Origin of the sequence: Microvirga ossetica, assembly GCF_002741015.1 — a bacterium.
Lineage (GTDB): Bacteria > Pseudomonadota > Alphaproteobacteria > Rhizobiales > Beijerinckiaceae > Microvirga > Microvirga ossetica.
Genome location: NZ_CP016619.1, coordinates 823,581 through 843,809, shown reverse-complemented (window position 1 = coordinate 843,809; position 20,229 = coordinate 823,581). Strand labels below are relative to the sequence as shown.

Sequence of the window (20,229 nt, the reverse complement as noted above, 5' to 3'; positions counted from 1 at the left end):
GTTGACGGACGGGTCACGCCGATGAGAGTTCACGTTTAAGAAGGCTTCTAGGATGGCAAAGAAACTACGGTCCCAGCATTGGTTCGGAGGTACGGACAAGGACTCTTTCATTCATCGCAGCTGGATGAAGAACAACGGCCTGCCAGACGATGCGTTTGATGGTCGCCCGGTCATTGGGATCTGCAATACCTTTTCAGAACTCACGCCATGCAATGCTCATTTCCGAGGGCTGGTGGAACACGTGAAAGCCGGTGTCCTCGAAGCCGGCGGACTCCCGCTAGAGTTTCCAGTGTTCTCCTGCGGTGAGTCGAACCTTCGACCCACAGCGATGCTCTTTCGGAACCTTGCCTCAATGGACGTAGAAGAGGCCATCCGTGGCAACCCAATTGATGGTGTCGTTTTGATGGCAGGGTGTGACAAGACTACTCCGTCTCTCCTGATGGGAGCTGGCTCATGCGATCTGCCGACGATTCTGATATCCGGTGGCCCAATGTTGAACGGGAAGTTCAAAGGACGTGATATCGGTTCTGGCACTGATGTCTGGAGGTTCTCCGAGGACGTGCGAGCGGGGGTTATGAGCCGTGCCAACTTCATGGCCGCCGAAAGTGCTATGTCTCGCTCCCCAGGTCATTGCATGACCATGGGTACTGCCTCCACGATGGCCTCAATGGCTGAAGCCCTGGGAGTTACGCTTCCAGGGAATGCAGCTTATCCTGCGGTCGATGCCCACCGGGCACGTCTAGCGCGCCTTACCGGACGTCGCATCGTCGGAATGGTGCGAGAGGATCTAAGATTGTCGCAAATCCTCACGAGGAAGGCTTTTGCGAATGCGATCCGCATGAATGGCGCGATTGGCGGCTCAACGAACGCAGTTGTTCACCTTCTTGCCATCGCAGGACGTATTGGGACGGACCTATCTATTGATGATTGGGATACGTTGGGACGCGATGTGCCAACAATTGTGAATTTGATGCCGTCAGGCCGTTATCTTATGGAGGACTTTTGTTATGCAGGTGGAGTTCCTGCAACTATGAAGGAACTCTCGGATTTACTCGACCTGGACGCTTTAACAGTCACCGGACAGACAGTCGGCGAGAACATAGCGGATGTGGAGAATCACAATCCAGATGTGATCAGGCCACGTTCGGAAGCACTGGTGCGGCACGGCGGTATTGCCGTCCTGCGCGGAAATCTTGCACCGAATGGCGCCATAATTAAGCCGTCCGCTGCATCCCCGCACCTAATGCGCCATCGCGGACGTGCCGTGGTCTTTCATTCCATAGAGCACTATAAGGCTCGCGTAGATGACCCGAGCCTGGAAATTGATGAGACCTCAGTCATGGTACTGCAGAACTGTGGTCCTAAAGGCTATCCGGGGATGGCTGAAGTTGGTAATATGGCTTTGCCACAAAAACTCCTTGAGCGCGGCGTGCGCGATATGGTGCGCATCTCTGATGCGCGTATGTCAGGGACTGCGTTTGGTACAGTTGTGCTACATGTCGCTCCCGAAGCAGCGGCTGGAGGTCCCCTCGCACTCGTGCGTGACGGTGACATAATTGAACTAGATGTCGAGGCACGTCGACTCCATTTGGACGTGTCAAATGAAGAGCTGTCGCAACGGCAGTCGACATGGACGCCAGCGGTGCCACAGATGGCCGGAGGCTACCAGAGCCTTTACGTAGAGCGGGTACTTCAAGCAGATCGTGGGGCAGATCTCGACTTCCTTGTGGGGTGCCGCGGAGCGGCGGTGCCACGTGAAAGCCATTAAAGGCTAATCAGGAGGGCTCTTCTCTATTCGGTGGTTTGAGGTCAAGCGCTTTCAGGTCTTCCACATTCCCGATGTTTGACGTCACTCGCGGGCCCTTGCTTCTCTTCGGGATCAGCACTGTGGCTCTCCGAGTATGGGATCAGAGGAATGAGGCAGCCCAATCTGTTGCGCGTTCCGATCGCGCCAGGCGCGACCGACACAAGAATCCTAGTGTTGTGACTCTAACGCTTGTTGCGCACCGGCGACCTTTTCCAGGATAGGAGCTATGGCGGAAACTGGGTGATGACAGTGTGAGAAGGGCGGCGTATCGAGGCGGGTGTCGAGCCTGCCAGAACCTCTTCGAGAGAGCGATACGCCATGACCGAGACCACCACCATTGTCCGCCTTCGTCAGCCCGATACGATTGACGATCCCCTGACGGATATTCTCCGAGTCGGGGCCCGCAAGCTGCTGGCCCAGGCCATCGAGATCGAGGCTGAGGCCTTTCTCGCCAGCATGCGCGATCTGAAGCTGCCGGACGGCCGCGAGCGCCTGGTCCGGCACGGCATGGCCCCGAGCGCACGATCCAGACCGGCATCGGCCCGGTGGAGGTCAGCCGGGTCAAGATCCGCGACCGAGACGCCAGCGGCGAGGACAGGATCCGCTTTACCTCGGCGATCCTGCCGAAATGGGCTCGGCGGACGAAGAGCTTGGATGCGCTGCTGCCGATCCTGTACCTGCGCGGGCTCTCGACCGGCGACTTCCAGGAGGCGCTCTCAGCCCTGCTCGGCAGGGATGCGCCCAACCTCTCGCCCTCGGTGGTCACCCGGCTCACCAGCGAATGGCAGGGCGAATACGAGCTCTGGCAGGCGCGCGATCTCTCAGCGCGTCACTACGTCTACGTTTGGGCCGACGGGGTCTACCTGCAGGCCCGGATGGAGGACCAGGCGGAGTGCATCTTGGTGCTGATCGGCGCCACCCCGGAGGGCAAGAAGGAGCTGGTCGGCTTCCAGGCCGGCGTGCGTGAGAGCGCCCAAAGCTGGAGAGAACTGCTTGTCGAGATCAAGCGGCGGGGCTTGTCGATCCCGCCCCGGATTGTGGTTGGAGATGGAGCTCTCGGCTTCTGGAAGGCGCTTGATGAGCTCTTCCCCGGCACCCACCATCAGCGCTGTTGGCTGCACAAGACCGCCAACGTGCTCAACAAAGTGCCCAAGTCCGTGCAGCCCGGCATGAAGACGGCCCTGCGGGAGATCTATCTCGCGCCCACCCGCGCCCAGGCTGAGGTGGCCGTTGATCTGTTCGCCGACGCCTACCAGGCGCGCTATCCCAAGGCGGTGGAGTGCCTGCGCAAGGATCAGCGAGCATTGCTGGCCTTCTTCGACTGGCCGGCTGAGCACTGGATCCATCTGCGGACCACAAACCCGATCGAGAGTGTGTTCGCGACAGTCCGGCACAGGACCGTGCGCACCAAGGGCTCGCTGTCGCCAACCACCGCTCGGCTGATGGTGTTCAAGCTCATCATGGCGGCTTCGAAAACCTGGCGGAGATTGATGGGTGAAAACCAGTTGCCGAAGGTAATCGCCGGTGTCAGATTCCAAGACGGCACCGAGATCACAACGGTGTCAACACACAGCGCCGCCTGACCGGCCCCATCACCTAAATTCCGTCATAGCTGATTGGCCGATTCATGCTGGCGATTGACGAGACGCTTGTCGGAGCCCTCGATCTTGAGGCAGCGCTTGAGCGCATTCTGGGCGCGTATGGCAACCTGGCGCTCGACGAGGAAGTCATTGCTCTCACTCGGCTCGTCACCAGTGAGAGCGACCGCTTTCCCGAACTCGGGGCAGCCTTCTCCGAGGGGGCTTTCAGGCACACCAGGGAAGCCATTGAGGGCTGGCTGCGGCGGCAATGCGACGCGGGAGTGATCGCTCTCGATGATCCTCGTGTCGCGGCTGACATGCTGCGCGGGATGGTGGCCATGGAGCCGCAACGCGCCGTGATGCTGGGCCAACGCCGCGCGCCCGATGCGGACGAGATCGCGGCCCGAGCCAGGATGTGCGCACGCCTGTTCCTGAACGGCTGCCGTCCCGGTCATAAGTCCGCCGGCCTGAGCCAATAACCATGCACAGTCTGGCATTCGCGCGAGGGACAGAAGGGGCGCGTAAACTCATCAATGTGATGCCCCGGCTCCGGCGGTTCCAAGTGGTCCACGATTGTTGACCCGCCATCCGATCAGGTGGCTCTCAGTGAGAGAAGGTGGACGGGCTGCGCGGAACCACAAGCTTCGACACAAGCACCTGAACGACTTCGCCATGCTGGTTCCGGGTCTCGCTCCGCAACACCACAATGCCCCGGTCCGGCTTGGAGCGGGACGGAATGATCTTCATGACCTCACTGACGACATGGAGTTCGTCGCCCCGACAAACTCGCTTCCTATCCGAAGGCCATTCGACGCTTACAAAGCGAAGAGCTGCTGTCGAAAAATGTCGAGCATCGGACGTCGAAATATCTCAACAATGTCATCGAGGCGGAGCACGGCGCGCTCAAGCGTGTGATCCGGCCGACCCGCGGCTTCCAGAGGATGGCAACAGCCTTCTCTACCATTAAAGGCTCGAGGTCATGCGGATGATCCGTCGCTGCCACTGCATCCTACAACAACCCGGCCCGACGGGCGAAATCCGTCTTGTGAAGCGGCTCTTCGGTCTTGCAGCCTGAGTGACCCGTTCGACAGGGTTCGTTACGCCCTTTTCATGTTAATGCAACAACGCCTCTTAGGGCCATGCAGGTGGCCGAGAACGGCGATCTCGCCAACTGGATGATCCTGGGCACGATGGTGAAAGGCATGGGCGGCGCCATGGACTTGGTGACGGGCGTCAAGCGCGTCGTGGTGATGGAGATGTGGCCAAGGCCAAGGACGGCTCGGAGGACTTGAAGCTGCTGACGGCGTGCAACCTGCCGCTAGGGCAGCTGCGCACAGATGGTCAGCGCGACACTTGCTGCTGTGATGGCTGTCGCTGCAAGTCCAAGCTCAATCGAGAAATGACGCGCAACAGCGAAATGAAAAAGCTGCTTGACCACGGTTCTGCCCCGGCAATCGATTTTATAATAGTATAATTGACCGTCACCTAACCCAGCCGCTTCTGAAGTCAACGGATGTAATGAGGGTTTCGAGTAGGATTGGCTTGTGCGTCCCCTTATCGTCTCTGAGTGTGTCTTTCTTGCCGCTCCGCTCACATCACAGGCGGCGATTTCAGGCGGGAAGGTTGCCCACATCCGACCCCTTAACGCCGCCTGTGAGCATCACCCTGTAGCAAACCAAAGAGCCCCAGGAGTTAGCGGCCTGAGGCTCCCACTCGGTCAGGAGTTGCTGCCTAGCTATGCCAAAGGGAGTTAAGACCGCTAGGCACGAAAGATAACGCCATTCCTGTGCGTCCGGTTCGCTAAACCCCTAGGAACTTGAAGATTTATCAAGGAACGGCTCCCGCTAGAGGTTAAATCGGGCCTCTTGGATAATCATGCCAGTAGTCTCTCATCTCCTGCTGACGCTTGCGGTCAGGCCACAACTCATCGTCACCCTCAATGCAGAACGATGGTGCGCCTTGCACCTGCTCCTTGGTGATGTCAGTGCGGTAGCCCTCAAGGTCTCTGGCATAGGAAAGCTTATCCCATGGGACCGTGCGATGGTGAACACCAATGCCGAGAAAGCCGCCAAAGGTCACGTCCACAGACAGGACGCGTCCACTGACTTTCTCGATCAGCAGCCGCTTGATCGTGCCGATCTGCCGGCCCTGTTGGTTGTACACCGCCGTGCCTTCAACACGATCGCTCCCGATCACCGGATGTAATGAGGCTGCCTCGTTGCTTGCCTCCCACAAAAAGAAGCCATTCTTCAGTATTCCGGCTGAAACGATGGCTCGGCCTACGCTGAAGGTCCACTGCTCGTCTAGGCTGAGCTGTCGCACAACCGTCCAAGGCCCACTCGCAGCCGGAAGCTTTTCGCCTGCAGAACTGCCAGTGAAGCCATATAGATTCGGGTCTGCCTCGGACTGAAAGACGTAGCAGGGCCTCATGGGCTCCTCGTCGCGAAAGAACACACAGCTATTGCCTCAATCATCCACGGCCGAAACAGAAAAGCAATACTAGGATATTTAGGATAATGCCAGTATATAGGCCTAAGATTGAGCCAATAAATGCCTGATACTGAATATAAAATACATCAGCTAAGCTTTCTCTTGTTCCTTCGGCTGACAAAAGCGCCCTTAACTAAGCCTTTACCTGACCGTCAAGACTGACCAAGTAACTCTCTGAGCTGATCTCTGTGCTGAGCGGAGTCCGTCGTTAGCGGAGAGTGAACCCTTGCCGTGCCGCGACGGGCACCGTCGTGACGTCTAGCCTGTTCCAAGCTAACTGTTGCACCTCCTGAATGGGATGACGTTACCGCCGATCTCGACTGCCTTCGGCAGGCGCGACAGCTCGATGACCGCGCGGGCGCGGTACAGCCTCCACATCGGGCTGATCACCGGCTGGCCGGAGATCGCCGTGTTGGACGTCCACCGGTACTGCCATTCCAGGACGGTGAAGTCATCGCCGTATGCGTGCATCACGGTCTCACCCGGGTCGAGGCCGGCATCGGCGCAGAGGGCCTTCGCCTTGGCCTCAATCTCGCTGTCCATGACGTGGGATGTCGCCCGTGCCCTTGCGTGCAACATGATCAATCCGCAGCCGGCTTGATTGAGGGGAAAGGTTGGCTGCGCTGCTCCAGGCAGCGTGTCAGCTCTTGGATGACCCAGCGTCTGGCCTGGCGTTTTGAGGATCGCGTCATGGTGACCTCCTGCGATTGATCGCAAGGATCGCTCGAAACAGCCCGTCCTTCCGTGACCGACACCACACAAGCCTTGTGTGACCGGGCTCACAGTCAACCGCCGATGAAGGAGCTAAAGCTAAGGGGTTCCTTCTGGTCTCCCTGACTTAGCGCCTCGGTTCGAGACCGAGGCGCTCTTTTTGACCCGGTCCCGTAAACTGTAAATCAGCTTCGAATGCTGGGTCTGACGCATTCTTGATGCAGGGGTCCTTCAGATTGCTCCGATGAGGCGCGCCTGAAGCAAGTCTAACTTTCCGCGACCGTACATCTGGCGCTTGACCAGTTTGAGTTTGGTAATCTGGCCTTCAGTCTGGCCGTTTGACCAAGACAATGTCATGGCTGCGCGCACGGCAGCTTCGTCATTGGTCACACCGCGGGCAAAGGAAACGACGAGGCTCTGGCTGGCGCGCTCAAGCCAGTTCTTCAGGCCAGCCGGGGCCTTGTTCCGGATCATGGACTGGAACTCGATGATCAGCGTTCGGGCTTCGACGAGGGGCAGTACGCCAGTCTCGATGGCAGCGATCGTGACGGTTTCAGATTTCGATAGAAGATCCCTCCCGGTTGTCATCAGCCGCGCGATGGTGCGGGCGGAGGGAATGCGGTGAAGGGCCTCAGTATCCGCTTTTTCGGCGCGCCTGCGACGGGTGGCCCACTCACCGATGACGCGCAAGGAGCCACGGAAGCCTCGTTGCTTCAGACGACGCCAGAGGTCCGTAGCATTGCGCGCTCCGGCATCCCACTGACCATCGAGCCAGGGCAGGTGCGGCTCCAGCGAGCTTTGCCGCATGCGAAAGACATCCGTCCGCTCACCGCGAATAACCTGCCGCACCAGCTTGCGGCTATGCCCGGTCTCCCGGACGATCTGCTTGATCGGTACGCTGTGCTGGGCCAAGGCGAGGATAGCCATGTTGGTTTCCTCGCGTCGGAGATAGCCTTCGTACTGAATCCGCTCGGCCGCGGTCAACAGTTCGGGATCGATCACTGTCGCGCCGATGACGGAACGGATCTGGCGCATGGACTTGCGCACCGCATCGAGGAAGGCGCGGCTCGCATTCTCCATCAGGTGCCAGCGATCCGCGATTTGGATGGCGTGAGGCAGAGCCTTCGCCGCAGCCTCGCCGTATCCGCCGCCACGGTCACGGGCAATCGTGACAATAGAAGGATGATCTCGCAGCCAAGCCTGAGCCGTTGCCGGCTCGCGGTCTGGCAGCAGCACCACGGGACGACGGCGCTCCAGATCGCATACGATGGTGCCGTAGCGATGATTGCGCCTCCAAGCGAAGTCGTCGATGCCGATCACCGCGAGAGGGTCGACCGGCTGTTGCGCCCGCCGTCTCACAACTCGCAGCAGTGTGTCATTGCTGACGGGCAGCATCAGGCGTTCGGCAAAACTGGCCGCGGGGCGGCCACCCAAGGCCAGTCCAAGATGATGGACGATGTGCTCCAGGCGGCCAGTGCGCCGGGCCAATGGCGGGAGAACGCCATTGGCGAACCGTTCCGAGAACACCTGTCGCCCACACAAAACCGCGTCACAGCGAAAGCGCCGGACCATCACCCGCAAATCAACGCGGCGCCCGGAAAGCGGCAGATCGGCCGCTCGGCGAAGATATCGGCTGTGAACTCGCCGCGAGAGAACACCGCACGCCGGGCATGCACAGTCGAGCTGCCGTGATCGAACCCATACAACGACCCGATCAGGCTCAAGAGTCGTCCGCTCAACAAGAAATCCCTCGGGGACAAGGCTGGACGGGCGAAGTGACTGATCCATCGCGCTGACTCCTCTTGGAAAACAGCGCCAGACATGCACTCGCCTGCATCAGAATTGAGTCAGAGCCAACCTTCGGTGCCGCTTCACACCTTATGCGGGCTGCCGCAGAGTGATGTTCGAGCTGAGAAGATGCCTTAGACGTAACTTCGAGACGTATGGCGTTCAGCCTCCTTTGATCCGTTGGAGCCCCTCTGCGGCGACAGGGTCAACCCTCAAGATTGGGTGCCCTCCCGCGGATTGGCGCTGTGAAAATCGCAGCCGCTCATAGCTGCCGCATTCTAGAGGCAAAAAGTAAAGCCCATCTGTTTCCCCCTTCAGAAAGCAGCGCAGGCCAATGTAGAAGCTCTCCTCATAGCCCCTGACGGCGCGACGGATGGCGGGATGAAGGACAAGGGTGATGCTTTTGCTCTCGCAGACCTCTTCGACGCTCTCGAAACTCAACACGGCCGAACCTCGCTGCCCAGGCGGCCGGTCGGCCGCTACCTTAGGTCAACGCCGCACACAGGGGTGATGTTCGCCCTAAGCTCAGCCTTTCCACCAAGGGATGAGCTTGCCTCGCCAGGAGCATTGAGGTATCAACTCGCGTTAGCACTCCCATGCGTCGAGTGCTAAACGTGCTGCTCGGCGCAGACGAGTGCCCCCAATTCTAGAACGAGGAGGCACACCCATGAAGTTCCGTCCGCTGCACGACCGCGTCGTCGTCCGCCGCATCGAAGCCGAAGAGAAGACGGCCGGCGGCATCATCATCCCGGACACCGCCAAGGAGAAGCCGCAAGAGGGCGAAATCGTCGCCGTCGGCCCCGGCGCCCGTGACGAGAGCGGCAAGGTCGTCGCCCTCGACGTGAAGGCCGGCGACCGCGTGCTCTTCGGCAAGTGGTCCGGCACCGAGGTGCGTATCGATGGCCAGGATCTCCTGATCATGAAGGAATCCGACATCATGGGCGTGATCGAACAGTCCGCCGCGGCTCAGAAGGCAGCTTAAACAGCCCAGCCCGAACAGATAACAAATAACAGGAGTTCAGCTCATGGCTGCCAAAGACGTAAAATTCTCCACCGATGCACGCGATCGGATGCTGCGCGGTGTCGATATTCTGGCCAACGCCGTAAAGGTCACGCTTGGCCCCAAGGGCCGCAACGTGGTGCTGGAAAAGAGCTACGGCGCTCCGCGCATCACCAAGGACGGCGTCACCGTCGCCAAGGAGATCGAGCTTTCCGACAAGTTCGAGAACATGGGCGCCCAGATGGTGCGCGAAGTGGCCTCGAAGGCGAGCGATGTGGCCGGTGACGGCACCACCACCGCGACGGTTCTGGCTCAGGCCATCGTCCGCGAGGGCGCCAAGGCGGTTGCCGCCGGCATGAACCCGATGGACCTCAAGCGCGGCATCGACATGGCTGTTGCTGAAGCCGTGAAGGACATCCAGTCCCGCGCCAAGAAGGTGGCTTCATCTGAGGAGATCGCTCAGGTCGGCACCATCTCGGCCAATGGTGATGCCTCCATCGGCGAGATGATCGCCCAGGCGATGCAGAAGGTCGGCAACGAGGGTGTCATCACCGTCGAGGAGGCCAAGACCGCCGAGACCGAGCTCGATGTCGTGGAAGGCATGCAGTTCGACCGCGGCTACCTCTCGCCATACTTCATCACCAACGCCGAGAAGATGATTGCGGAGCTCGAGGATCCCTACATCCTCATCCACGAGAAGAAGCTCTCCTCTTTGCAGTCGCTACTGCCGATCCTCGAAGCCGTGGTGCAGACCAGCAAGCCGCTGCTGATCGTGGCGGAAGACATCGAGGGCGAGGCTCTCGCCACCCTCGTGGTCAACAAGCTGCGTGGCGGCCTCAAGATCGCTGCCGTGAAGGCTCCCGGCTTCGGCGACCGCCGCAAGGCCATGCTCGAGGACATCGCGATTCTCACCGCCGGCCAGACGATTTCTGAGGACCTCGGCATCAAGCTCGAGAATGTCACCCTCGACATGCTCGGCCGTGCCAAACGTATTCGCATCGACAAGGAGAGCACCACGATCATTGATGGCGCCGGTGCCAAGGACGCGATTGAAGCTCGTGTTCAGCAGATCAAGGCGCAGATCGAGGAGACCACCTCGGACTACGACCGTGAGAAGCTCCAGGAGCGCTTGGCCAAGCTCGCAGGCGGCGTCGCGGTGATCCGCGTCGGCGGCGCGACCGAGATCGAGGTCAGGGAGAAGAAGGACCGCGTGGATGACGCCATGCACGCCACCCGCGCGGCGGTGGAAGAGGGCATCGTTCCCGGCGGCGGCACGGCTCTGCTGCGCGCCAAGGCTGCGGTTGCCAAGCTCACCAGCGACAATCCGGACGTGAAGTCCGGCATCAACATCGTTCTGCGCGCGCTCGAGGCTCCGATCCGTCAGATCGCCGAGAACGCCGGCGTTGAGGGCTCCACGGTTGTCGGCAAGATCACCGACAACACGAAGTCCGACACCTACGGCTTCAACGCCCAGACGGAAGAGTTCGTGGACATGCTCCAGGCCGGCATCGTCGATCCGGCCAAGGTCGTGCGCACGGCTCTCCAGAACGCAGCGTCTGTGGCTGGCCTGCTGGTCACCACTGAGGCCATGGTGGCCGAGGCTCCCAAGCGCGAGAGCGCTCCGGCGATGCCTGGCGGCGGCATGGGTGGTGGTATGGGCGGCATGGACTTCTAAGTCCTGCTTCCATCATTCCAATGGAATGGCCCTGGAGAAATCCGGGGCCTTTTCGTTTGTGCCGTGAATTTCAGCAGGCCATCGCGCCGCTAAAGATTTGACAGACAGGGTTTTGCGTTGCTCGGTAGTTAAAGTGTTATCTCAGTTACAGCTAAGCTTATTGCAAAGGCGCTTTTATGCAGATTTCTCGTCAATTTCTGATCGCTCCATCTCTCGCTCGCCTGATACAACGGGAGGCAGGCATCGTTCGGCAAGTGACTGACGGCTATTTCTCGGATCATCCTGAGCGACAACACTTGGTTCGACTCGAGGCGCACCAATGCTACCTTATCGTTGTTGGGGCTAACTCTGCGGTAGAACCAAACGAAGACCCCGCGGAGATTCCGCGCCAGCACGCCGAGGCGCTGCTCGATCTTTGCTCTGGGCAGATCTCGTATGAGCAAATCACCTTGTGCATCCAGGCTGACCAGGAGGTTCGCCTTGACCGAATTGTAGCACCCGGCTCCTTAGATCTTGCTGTGGTCATGTTTAGTGACCGGTTGCAGGCCGATGCCTTCGAGCCTCTGATGTGGCTTGGCGCGGAGGTGACTGGCGACCCTGCTTACACCCGACGCGCTATTGCTCTGGATGGGCTTCCACCCGCCATAGACGTTTCACTCTCAGGCGTGCAGCTAGACGCCCTTCTGGATGTGCTCACACCCGATGAAATTGCCAATCCTAGGGCGGCTCGCGGGCCTGATGATTGGGCGCCTAGCGCAAGGAGAAGCAGGCGGACAGATCCTTTAGATGAAGAGACTGATACCTCCAGCAATTATGATCCAGTGACTGCTCTCGCTCGTTCTTTAGAGGCCTCGGGACTGCTTCAAGCGGAAGACCGAGACACGGCTGCCTCTGGAGGCAAGGGCCATTAAATGGCGCCGTGGTCTGGGGCCAGTTGTCCGTTGACATCTTGGTGTGAGACGTCGTGGTGAGCGTTTTCAAGCATTTAGCTTTGAGCATCTAATTTGAGAATGTGCGTTTAAATTGAGAATATGAGGAGCTTTGGACATTTCTTTTGAGACAATTGCCGCACAACGCTGGCTGCTGATCTAAAGGGTGGAGCTAGCGATACCAGAGAGCACACCGCTTGGAACTGGCACTAAGAGTGAGACAATGGACCGCCCGTTTGTCTCACTATTGATGTCCAACCCGACCAGAAGCCCGATTTTCTCATTCCAAGATGTCAGCTGACAGCAGCGGTAGCGCAGAGTGCATCGCTTTAGAACTGACATCTAAATTGAGACAACAGACCGGCCGTCTGTCTCACTATTCATGGCCAACCCGGCTGAAAACCCGATTTTCTCACTCCAAAAATACAAGCTGACATCGGTGATCGGCGCCTTGAAGGGCGCGTCGTGATCGGGCCGACCGACGCGATCCGGGTGACGGTGGCGACGAAACCGCGGGACTTCCGCAAGGGAGCGGAGGGGCTGGCCGCGCTCGTGCGCGAGACGATGGGCGCTGATCCGTTCTCGGGCGCCGTCTACGTGTTCCGGGCCAGGCGCACCGAGCGACGCCGCATCGCTCGACGTCAATGCCGCCCGGACGTCGTCCGCATGCTCGACGGTGTCCTTATCCTCTCCTCCGACGGTGGTTTGCATCTTGCGTTGTTCGATTTCCCTCCGTCGTCACTTGCTTTCGCGCGTTGATCAGTTAGCCGATAGTCGCATACAGGCATGCAGGCTGGCGAGTGGAGAAGCTCGCCGGCCTGTAATGGTTGGACGTCAGGACGTGTGATGCACCTCCTGCAATCCATAGACCTGCGTGGAGATCCCTTCCTTGCGCGCCTTGAGTTGCAGGGAGAGATATTGCGAGTAATGCCTGGACTGATGCAGGTTGCCGCCGTGGAACCACAGCGCTTCCTGCTGCGTCGGCTTCCACATATTGCGCTGCTCGCCTTCCCACGGACCTGGGTCCTTGGTCGTGTTGGAGCCCAGCCCCCAGCACTTGCCGACTTTGTCGGCGATGTCCTGGCTAATCAGGTCAGCCGCCCAACCGTTCATCGAGCCGTAGCCGGTCGCATAGACGATGAGGTCGGCGTCCAGTTCGCGCCCGTCTTCGAGCACAATCGACCGCTCCGTCAGTTCCTTGACGCCCACGCCGCTAACCAGCTTGATCCGCCCGTCGGCAACCAAGTCGCAGGCACCGACGTCAATGTAGTAGCCGGAGCCGCGCCGCAAATACTTCATGAACAGGCCGGACTCGTCGTCACCGAAGTCGAGCATAAAGCCTGCATCTTTCAGCCGCTGATAGAACGCGGCGTCCTTCTCGCGGATCTTGTTGTAAACCGGCACCTGGAATTCGTGCAGGATGCGATAGGGCAGGGAGGCGAAGATCAGATCGGCTTTTCGTGTTGTCATGCCGGAGGCGACCGCGCGCTCTGAATAGAGGTCGCCGAGCCCGACCTCCATCAAAGAGTCGGACTTGACGATGTGGGTGGAAGAGCGCTGCAGCATGGTGACGTCTGCACCTCCCTCCCAAAGCGCCGCGCAGATATCATGTGCGGAATTATTGGAGCCCACGACCACGACCTTCTGTCCCTTGTAGGCATCCGGCCCCGGGTGCTGGGAGGAATGCTGCTGCTCGCCCTTGAAGATGTCCTGGCCCTTAAATTGCGGGACGTTTGCCTTGCCGGACATGCCTGTGGCCAGCACCAGTTGCCGGGGCTTCAGCACGATCTCCTGGCCGTCGCGTACGACCAGTACGGTCCATTCTCCGGCAACCTCGTCATAGCTGGCGGATTTGCAGGTGGTCGAGCTCCAGTAGTTGAGCTCCATGACCTTCGTGTACATCTCAAGCCAGTCGCCGATCTTGTCTTTCGGCGAAAAGACCGGCCAGTTTTCGGGGAAGGGAATATAGGGCAGGTGGTCGTACCAGACCGGATCGTGCAGGCAGAGCGACTTGTAGCGCTTGCGCCAGCTGTCGCCGGGCCGCTCGTTCTTTTCAACAATGATGGTGGGCACGCCCAGCTGCCGCAGTCGGGCACCGAGGGCAATGCCGCCCTGGCCTCCGCCGATGATGACGACATAGGGCTGGGTGGAGAAGCCCAGTTCGGCAGCTTCGGCCTCGCGCTTTTCTTTCCACGTCCGGCGTCCGGCGTCGCTGCCATGTTCGGCACCCATCGGGCGCAGCACGCCCATGGGCTCCTCGTGGCTCTTCAACTCGGTCATCGTGGTCAGCAAGGTCCATATCCGGCCATTTTTGAGGCGCACGTGGCCATAGCCGCGCGCTACGCCGGTTTCGAACTCGAACCATCCCTCAGTAACTCCATCAGTTTCAGTGGCCGGTTCCTTCTCGTCCCGACGGAACCGGCCCGGTTTGATAGAAGCCAGTTGGGCCTTCAGCATGTCGCGAACCTGGTCATGGCCTTCCATGGTCTTGAGGTTCCAGGTGAACGTCACGAGGTCGCGCCAGTAGCAATCCGCCTGAAACAGGTTCACAGCGGCGTCTATATCACCGCCTGCAAGAGTATTTTCCAACTCGCCGAGAATGCTCTCGATCTTGGTCTGTGGGCTGTCATTGAGCATATGTTCTCCTCCGAATTGCCGATGAGTGCTTGTTGGAAAGCGGCCCCTTGCCTGCCGCGATCTCCGGGCGGAGACTTGCTGGAGAAGTCAGGATCTTCGTGATAGTCCCGCAGAGTCCAGCAGGGCATCTGGCCAGCCACCCACGAGGTGGTCCAGGGTCAATGTTAGTGCATGATCGGGCGTGGCGCTACGGCCGGGGTGGCTGGCGGAGCGGGTTGGGATGGGGCCAGCGCAAGATCTGATGGGGTAGACGCCCCCCAGCGGCCTTGATGTGCCAGAGTGGAGGTGTTGATTGCACCACTCAAGGGAGGCGTCCATGGGAGAAGTTAGCACGATTGGTCTGGATCTGGCGAAAAGCGTGTTCCAGGCTCACGGAGCCGATGCATCGGGAGCGGTTCTGTTCCGCAAGAAGCTGCGGCGGCACCAGGTCCTCGCGTTCTTCTCGTCCCAGCCACCCTGCACGGTGGCGATGGAGGCCTGCGCCAGCTCGCACCACTGGGCGCGCGAGATCAGCCGGCTCGGGCATGCCGTCCGGCTGATCCCACCCGCTTACGTGAAGCCTTTCGTCAAGCGGCAGAAGAATGATGCGGCGGATGCCGAGGCGATCTGCGAGGCCGCCCAGCGTCCGACCATGCGTTTCGTGGCGCCCAAGAGTGACGGGGCTCAAGCCTCAGCCCTCGTGTTCCGCGCCCGCGATCTCTTGGTCAAGCAGCGCACCCAGATCATCAATGCCCTACGGGGGCACTTGGCCGAGTTCGGGATCGTGGTCGCCAAAGGACCAGCTCACGTTTCGAAACTCGCGCAGGCTGTCGAGAACTCGGACGAACCGGTCCCGGAGCTCGCCCGACCGATCCTCCAGATGCTGATCGAGACGCTCCATCGGCTGGACGAGCAGATCGCCCGGTTGGATCGTGAGGTCGCCCAGCGGGCCAAGGAGGATGAGACGGCGCGGCGGCTGATGACGATCCCGGGTGTCGGCCCGGTCACCGCCGTGGCTCTGGCGGCGCTGGCCCCTCCGGCTGAGACATTCAAACGCGGCCGGGACTTTGCCGCCTGGGTCGGGCTCACACCGCTGCAGCATTCGACTGGTGGCAAGCAGAAGCTGGGGGCGACCTCGAAGATGGGCGAACGCACGCTGCGCCGCCTGCTCATCATCGGGGCCAACAGCGTCTTGCTTGGAGCCGCCCGCAACGGAGTTCCCGCTGGGTCGTGGCTCTCGCGCATGCTGGCGCGCAAGCCACCGATGCTGGTGCGTGTGGCGCTCGCCAACAAGATGGCCCGGATTGTATGGGCTCTGCTGGCAAGAGGTGAGGTGTATCGGGCTCCGGCTGTGGGTGCGTGAGCATTCGCAGGTGTGAGGCTGTTGGGGCGTAGGAAGGTCGAAGGAGAGGAATGGCGCAACGGTCAACGAGACGGGATCAGACAAACCAGCTTAGGCACAAGCGCTTCGAGCGCGTAGATCTGATTGGGACCTGATCCGCGTACTCCCATTCGGGCCCGCGGCATGTGAGCCGCATCAAAGGCCGCACACATGTCCGCATCCGACCCGCGCGCTGCACCAAACCCGAAGATTCTTCTTGCGTTACCAGGGGCGTCTACACATGTGTCTGATTGAGCGCTAAGGGAGTACGTAGCAGGAACGTGTACTCTCAAGCAGGCATGTTGGGCTAACGAACAGCCCAATACGATTTGGTTCGGGTGCCTGGGTAGCCATACAGCGCTGTGGGAACATTGCCAGGAAGGATGCAGTTGCCCGGAGGATTGGCTGGAGCGATTGGCTCTGCTTAGCACGCGGCACAGAGAAGATTAGGCGGACGGACCAACGGTTTAGCCAATACGCGTCGAAGGGATGGCCCCTAACATTGAGGATCAGGCTTCAAGTCACGCCTGATTAGTTCCCAATGCGTTCTACCTAAGCGCTCAATCAGACACAGATCTTGCGCTGGCCCCTACCCGGTCCGGCAATTCGATGGATCAGAACCGGTTGAGGGGCTTAATCGAGTTGTCGCATTCTTTCCCTCACCGGAAGAGGCGTGGGAGTGGCTGGTCACTCCCTGTCTATACACTAATGAAGAGGCTCCGATCGACCGTCTGCGCTCGAAGCACGTCAACGAGGTGGTCAGAGCGGCAGAAGGGGTGAATGACTTCCAGTGAGATCGTAGCGTCATCCCTTGGCACGAAGACGAGCGATGATATCCGCGGCCGCATTAGTTCTGCCTGCCATCACATCCTGATTGCCAAGCGCGAGGATGGTCAGAAGCGCCAACGTTTCCGGCGGCTGCTCGGATGAAGCAATCTCATCGGAAACTCGGAATGTCTCAGCGACACCCTCGGCCTGGGCCTCTGAGGCGAGCCTCGAATGGAGTTCGGCGAAAGGGCGCCTACCGGCCATTTTCTCATCTCCAACTTGCGAGTACTATAACATCGTGGTCGGAAATGGGTACCCGCAAGTCGGATGCCAAGCTATAACGAACCGAAGAATTCCTCTACCTCCGCATCAACCATGCCAAGGATGGAGACGTGGTCTCCGTCGACCTCGATTAATCGAGAATTGCTCGTAACCTTCGCGATCAACTCCCTCGCAGATGAGGCCGGGATTACCGGATCCTGTTTGCCGTGGATTGCGATAACCGGCGCTGTCACGCGAGCGACCCGCAAATCCGAGCGCATGGGATCTCGCATCAGAAATCCAGGAAGATACCGGAACTGGCGTTTGGCCAGGCTGAGAAGCGATGCATAGGGTGCTTCAAGATACGCCCCGATTACCGGATGGGTCGCAGCCATGGCAACGGCAACGCCCGTGCCCAACGAGTGTCCATGAACGAGGATGGCGGACTCGGGAGCAGCCTTCCAGACGAAAGTCATGGCGGCGTCGCCATCAGCCAGAATGCCCTCTTCGCTCGGAGAGCCAGTCGAGCCGGGATACCCTCGGTATGCAATAGCCAGAACACCCCAGCCGTGAGCGGCCCAAAGTCCGGTTGAGAACCGGTCAGCGGCCCATCCCGGCGCACTGGCGTTGCCATGGAACGATACGACCACTGGGCGGCCAGTTTGCGGCGCTTTCCACAGACCATAGAGACGTTCCCCGTCAGCTGTCTCGACCGTGACCTCCTGAACTTCAGGAGCGAGCTGCTCCATCCGCGCAACCGGCGGCAGGAGGTGTCTTGGGAAAACCAAATGGCGCTGGGCGTAAAAAACCAGAAGAGCAATGGCGAGCCAGATCCCGATGACAACTGAAATGATTATTGCAAGCACTCGCCTCACGAACCGTGTTCGCCCTTCCTAATTGTTTCGTCGTACACTTCTTCGATAATTCGCAGCCATTCACGCTCCGCCTCGGCCATCGAGAGAATTTTCGACCACTCCGGATCTTTCTCCCAGCCTTTGCCCCAGTGACTGTCGAGAAGTCGATCCAAAGCACCGCACGCTCCCTTTTCGCGTGCGGTCAGTTGATAAAGATTGGAGTTGGCAAGCTTCAATTTAACCGTGAGAGGAAAGATAAAAGCGGCAATCACTATGTGCTGCCAGCTTCTCCAGTTTCGGCTGAAATCAGACTTTGGGCCGCGGTGCGCTCGTGAACTTCTTGCCTCGTAGAATTCCTTCATCCACTTGCGATGTAGGGGCCATTCTGGCTGCACCTTCGCATACTCCGGTCGATGGTCCGGCTTTACTCTTTTAGCTTGAGCCAGGGTCCGGCTGGCGTAAGGAGCCCACAGACCGGCAAGCGCCTCCGCGACACCTTGGGCACTGGCCAGGGCGGGCTCCAGCAGCCGTTCAAAAGCCATAGCCGAAAGCATGATGCAGCTTTCCCAATCCAGTTCAGGCACTTCGGCATGCCCCAGCAAAAAGAACTCAAGCGAGGAGGCGATTGGCGCCCATACCGGGGACTTTGACTTGCGTGCCTTCGAAAGGGCTTTGGCAAGGCGGACATTGACGACTTCGCACCTCGTGCCCTCAACCTGCGATGGTCGCTGGAAGACGACATCCTTGAAGCGGACGCCACCGACGCGAAGCCCACCGCCTCGCCGCGGATAGAACAAACCGATCTGATCCGACCCGGCTGTGACCCTCTGCCCGATTATCTGGAACATCGTCGCGTTAAGATGGGGACTGAAATGCCCTTCCATAAATCTTTGCTCTGCCAAACAGGATAATGCCAGGATTTCAGCGGCACGGCGGGCTGATCCCCACATCTGGTCAGGGATGTTCCAGGACTGCTGGTGGCGGGGCCTTAGTAGGATTGTGCAACTCTCAATCTGGTGCCCGCGCCGATCGGCATATGGCCTCAGGGCTGTTGCGATGGTTGGGGCTATTTCAGGCCCAACGACTGGAGCCGGGTCTTTCACATCGATCGGAGAGAATCGAAACCCGCCGAATGTCACTGCCTCTGGTAGAGTGACCCAGGGCATGAAAACTATGTGTCCGGCCAGAGACAAAACCGCTTTCTCCCGTGCTGTTTCCGGACCTTAATAGGGCAGGACTACTCGGCTGCTATAGCAGGCAATGCCGCGTCAGACGGGTGCGACATGGCCTGCAGGGCTAGATCCTCCGCTTGAGCAAATAGCAGCATTTCAACCTCGTCGATCGCCGCCAATTCGAGCTGCCGTGCGACCTCTGACAGGATGCGCAGATAAATGCCATAGGCGCGAGCCGGGAATGCCTTGTGAGCATCGCCATGATCGCGAGCCTTCATCCATTCATGGAATTTCCCGATTTTTGTATTTTTGCTCGGCAGGGGTGGAAAGAAAATCGGTCGCTCATGATCCTGCACAATTTGCAGGGCATTGAGAGCCACCGACACGCGGGCATCGAAAATTGCGAACCGGTCGGGATCTCGGACGGCGAGCAACTTCGACCATGAGGCGACGCCGGCCGTGCCGCTGCCGGCGAGTTCGTCCTCAGCGGCCGCGATATACCCCCAGAGCTTTTCGGGCCGATTATGCACGCCGCCCCATTTTGCGACGTACCATTCCGCGATCTCGAATTGGCGTTCGGGTTGCGTATGCCAGGCGGCGGAAAGGGCTCGTTTAAGCCGGGCATTGGCCTTGGGCAGGCTATCGGAGTCCCGTTCGAAGGGGACAAACGCCGGAACCGCGGGGATCTTCCACCGGTAGAGACTGTCTAGTGCCGGCCCGTGTTCCTCGACATAGGCGGCTAGGCCCTCACACAAGGGGGCGAGATACCGGGGGAGGCGCTGTTCCGGTGGATCGACTGGCCGGGGAGGAGAGGGCGCGGGCGATGCCGTACTCGAGGCAACAGGTACCGTCTCCGGTTCGGTGACGGCCGGGGCAAGTCCCGTCCAGGTAAGCCAGCTCCGGAATTGCTCGTCGGCAGCCTGTTTCGCCGCTTCTAAGCTCTCCTCGACGCCCTGCTTCTTTATCGTCGTCGCACCTGGAAGCTCGTTCAGATACCAGCGGAAACGTCCTTGATCCGGACCGCTCTGCACGCGAACGACCTGCGCAAATGGATAATGCCGGAGGCTCCCGGTCTGATCGTCCGGGTTGTTGTCCTCTGGAATGGTGGGTTTCCAGCGCAATGCCATAATTTAAAGTGCCCCAATTTTTAGGGACATTGGGGTCAGCGCAAGAGGAGTTCCCAATGACACGATAAGA

General features: G+C 59.6%; 16 protein-coding genes and 2 pseudogenes. 10 read left to right on the top strand and 8 right to left on the bottom strand.

Going from position 1 to position 20,229, the window contains the following annotated elements; all coding sequences use genetic code 11:
- Window positions 1–52 precede the first annotated feature (52 nt).
- From BB934_RS42240 to BB934_RS42230, 3 genes and pseudogenes are all read left to right on the top strand, one after another.
- Complete coding sequence (locus tag BB934_RS42240; protein WP_099515517.1) at window positions 53–1,768, top strand: IlvD/Edd family dehydratase; 1,716 nt, start codon at window positions 53–55, stop codon at window positions 1,766–1,768.
- Between the two features lie 357 nt (window positions 1,769–2,125).
- Window positions 2,126–3,390, top strand: a pseudogene (locus tag BB934_RS42235) (IS256 family transposase).
- A gap of 44 nt (window positions 3,391–3,434) precedes the next feature.
- On the top strand, window positions 3,435–3,866 hold the full coding sequence (locus BB934_RS42230) for a TetR/AcrR family transcriptional regulator C-terminal domain-containing protein (protein WP_099515516.1): 432 nt from the start codon (window positions 3,435–3,437) through the stop codon (window positions 3,864–3,866).
- Between the two features lie 124 nt (window positions 3,867–3,990).
- On the opposite strand, the gene BB934_RS42225 is transcribed toward BB934_RS42230, so the two are convergent.
- Window positions 3,991–4,134, bottom strand: a complete 144-nt coding sequence (locus BB934_RS42225) for a hotdog family protein (protein ID WP_418294823.1) — start codon at window positions 4,132–4,134, stop codon at window positions 3,991–3,993.
- A gap of 59 nt (window positions 4,135–4,193) precedes the next feature.
- On the opposite strand from BB934_RS42225, the gene BB934_RS51355 reads away from it, so the two are divergent.
- Together BB934_RS51355 and BB934_RS48875 are read left to right on the top strand one after the other, a co-directional pair.
- Window positions 4,194–4,376: a DDE-type integrase/transposase/recombinase gene (locus BB934_RS51355; RefSeq protein WP_099515687.1), complete on the top strand. Its 183-nt coding sequence runs from the start codon at window positions 4,194–4,196 to the stop codon at window positions 4,374–4,376.
- A gap of 141 nt (window positions 4,377–4,517) precedes the next feature.
- Window positions 4,518–4,708, top strand: a pseudogene (locus BB934_RS48875) (CoA-transferase); the annotation flags it as partial.
- Between the two features lie 530 nt (window positions 4,709–5,238).
- Here BB934_RS48875 and BB934_RS42210 read toward each other — a convergent pair.
- The 3 genes from BB934_RS42210 to BB934_RS42200 form a co-directional block, all read right to left on the bottom strand.
- Window positions 5,239–5,817 (bottom strand): PRC-barrel domain-containing protein, encoded by a 579-nt coding sequence (locus BB934_RS42210; RefSeq protein WP_099515686.1) that lies wholly within the window; start codon window positions 5,815–5,817, stop codon window positions 5,239–5,241.
- A gap of 333 nt (window positions 5,818–6,150) precedes the next feature.
- Window positions 6,151–6,456 (bottom strand): hypothetical protein, encoded by a 306-nt coding sequence (locus BB934_RS42205; RefSeq protein ID WP_157934664.1) that lies wholly within the window; start codon window positions 6,454–6,456, stop codon window positions 6,151–6,153.
- Between the two features lie 363 nt (window positions 6,457–6,819).
- Window positions 6,820–8,376, bottom strand: coding sequence for an ISL3 family transposase (locus tag BB934_RS42200; RefSeq protein WP_099515514.1), 1,557 nt, complete (start codon window positions 8,374–8,376; stop codon window positions 6,820–6,822).
- A 667-nt stretch (window positions 8,377–9,043) separates the two neighbouring features.
- On the opposite strand from BB934_RS42200, the gene groES reads away from it, so the two are divergent.
- The 3 genes from groES (at window position 9,044) to tnpB (ending at window position 12,739) form a co-directional block, all read left to right on the top strand.
- Window positions 9,044–9,358: a co-chaperone GroES gene (gene groES / locus BB934_RS42190; protein ID WP_099509915.1), complete on the top strand. Its 315-nt coding sequence runs from the start codon at window positions 9,044–9,046 to the stop codon at window positions 9,356–9,358.
- 43 nt (window positions 9,359–9,401) lie between these two features.
- Window positions 9,402–11,051, top strand: coding sequence for a chaperonin GroEL (gene groL / locus BB934_RS42185; RefSeq protein ID WP_099515512.1), 1,650 nt, complete (start codon window positions 9,402–9,404; stop codon window positions 11,049–11,051).
- A gap of 1,394 nt (window positions 11,052–12,445) precedes the next feature.
- Window positions 12,446–12,739, top strand: a complete 294-nt coding sequence (tnpB, locus tag BB934_RS42175) for an IS66 family insertion sequence element accessory protein TnpB (protein ID WP_157934663.1) — start codon at window positions 12,446–12,448, stop codon at window positions 12,737–12,739.
- Window positions 12,740–12,814: 75 nt separating this feature from the next.
- On the opposite strand, the gene BB934_RS42170 is transcribed toward tnpB, so the two are convergent.
- The gene (locus tag BB934_RS42170; protein WP_099515509.1) at window positions 12,815–14,617 is read right to left on the bottom strand and encodes an NAD(P)/FAD-dependent oxidoreductase; all 1,803 of its coding nucleotides are present in this window, start codon (window positions 14,615–14,617) and stop codon (window positions 12,815–12,817) included.
- Between the two features lie 316 nt (window positions 14,618–14,933).
- Here BB934_RS42170 and BB934_RS42165 point away from each other — a divergent pair, with 316 nt between their 5' ends.
- Together BB934_RS42165 and BB934_RS50770 are read left to right on the top strand one after the other, a co-directional pair.
- A complete protein-coding gene (locus tag BB934_RS42165; RefSeq protein WP_099514522.1) occupies window positions 14,934–15,959 on the top strand; it encodes an IS110 family RNA-guided transposase in 1,026 nt (341 codons plus the stop codon).
- Between the two features lie 798 nt (window positions 15,960–16,757).
- Window positions 16,758–16,907, top strand: a complete 150-nt coding sequence (locus BB934_RS50770) for a hypothetical protein (RefSeq protein WP_157934662.1) — start codon at window positions 16,758–16,760, stop codon at window positions 16,905–16,907.
- Window positions 16,908–17,080: 173 nt separating this feature from the next.
- Here the strand turns inward: BB934_RS50770 and BB934_RS42155 are convergent, their stop codons facing one another.
- From BB934_RS42155 to BB934_RS42145, 3 genes are all read right to left on the bottom strand, one after another.
- A complete protein-coding gene (locus BB934_RS42155) occupies window positions 17,081–17,755 on the bottom strand; it encodes an alpha/beta hydrolase (RefSeq protein ID WP_210422184.1) in 675 nt (224 codons plus the stop codon).
- Between the two features lie 122 nt (window positions 17,756–17,877).
- Entirely contained in the window at window positions 17,878–18,744 is an 867-nt protein-coding gene (locus BB934_RS42150) for a hypothetical protein (RefSeq protein ID WP_099515506.1), read from the bottom strand.
- Between the two features lie 353 nt (window positions 18,745–19,097).
- A complete protein-coding gene (locus BB934_RS42145; protein WP_099515505.1) occupies window positions 19,098–20,159 on the bottom strand; it encodes a hypothetical protein in 1,062 nt (353 codons plus the stop codon).
- Window positions 20,160–20,229 lie beyond the last annotated feature (70 nt).

What these genes read in the sequence shown, in the direction of transcription:
- BB934_RS42150 (WP_099515506.1), bottom strand. Translation starts at nt 18,744, where the DNA reads ATGGAAGGGCATTTCAGTCCCCATCTTAACGCGACGATGTTCCAGATA.
- BB934_RS50770 (WP_157934662.1), top strand. Translation starts at nt 16,758, where the DNA reads ATGACTTCCAGTGAGATCGTAGCGTCATCCCTTGGCACGAAGACGAGC.
- BB934_RS42210 (WP_099515686.1), bottom strand. Translation starts at nt 5,817, where the DNA reads ATGAGGCCCTGCTACGTCTTTCAGTCCGAGGCAGACCCGAATCTATAT.
- groES (WP_099509915.1), top strand. Translation starts at nt 9,044, where the DNA reads ATGAAGTTCCGTCCGCTGCACGACCGCGTCGTCGTCCGCCGCATCGAA.
- BB934_RS42240 (WP_099515517.1), top strand. Translation starts at nt 53, where the DNA reads ATGGCAAAGAAACTACGGTCCCAGCATTGGTTCGGAGGTACGGACAAG.
- BB934_RS42205 (WP_157934664.1), bottom strand. Translation starts at nt 6,456, where the DNA reads ATGTTGCACGCAAGGGCACGGGCGACATCCCACGTCATGGACAGCGAG.
- groL (WP_099515512.1), top strand. Translation starts at nt 9,402, where the DNA reads ATGGCTGCCAAAGACGTAAAATTCTCCACCGATGCACGCGATCGGATG.
- BB934_RS42225 (WP_418294823.1), bottom strand. Translation starts at nt 4,134, where the DNA reads ATGAAGATCATTCCGTCCCGCTCCAAGCCGGACCGGGGCATTGTGGTG.
- BB934_RS42200 (WP_099515514.1), bottom strand. Translation starts at nt 8,376, where the DNA reads ATGGATCAGTCACTTCGCCCGTCCAGCCTTGTCCCCGAGGGATTTCTT.
- BB934_RS42170 (WP_099515509.1), bottom strand. Translation starts at nt 14,617, where the DNA reads ATGCTCAATGACAGCCCACAGACCAAGATCGAGAGCATTCTCGGCGAG.
- BB934_RS42155 (WP_210422184.1), bottom strand. Translation starts at nt 17,755, where the DNA reads ATGGAGCAGCTCGCTCCTGAAGTTCAGGAGGTCACGGTCGAGACAGCT.
- BB934_RS42165 (WP_099514522.1), top strand. Translation starts at nt 14,934, where the DNA reads ATGGGAGAAGTTAGCACGATTGGTCTGGATCTGGCGAAAAGCGTGTTC.
- BB934_RS42145 (WP_099515505.1), bottom strand. Translation starts at nt 20,159, where the DNA reads ATGGCATTGCGCTGGAAACCCACCATTCCAGAGGACAACAACCCGGAC.
- BB934_RS42230 (WP_099515516.1), top strand. Translation starts at nt 3,435, where the DNA reads ATGCTGGCGATTGACGAGACGCTTGTCGGAGCCCTCGATCTTGAGGCA.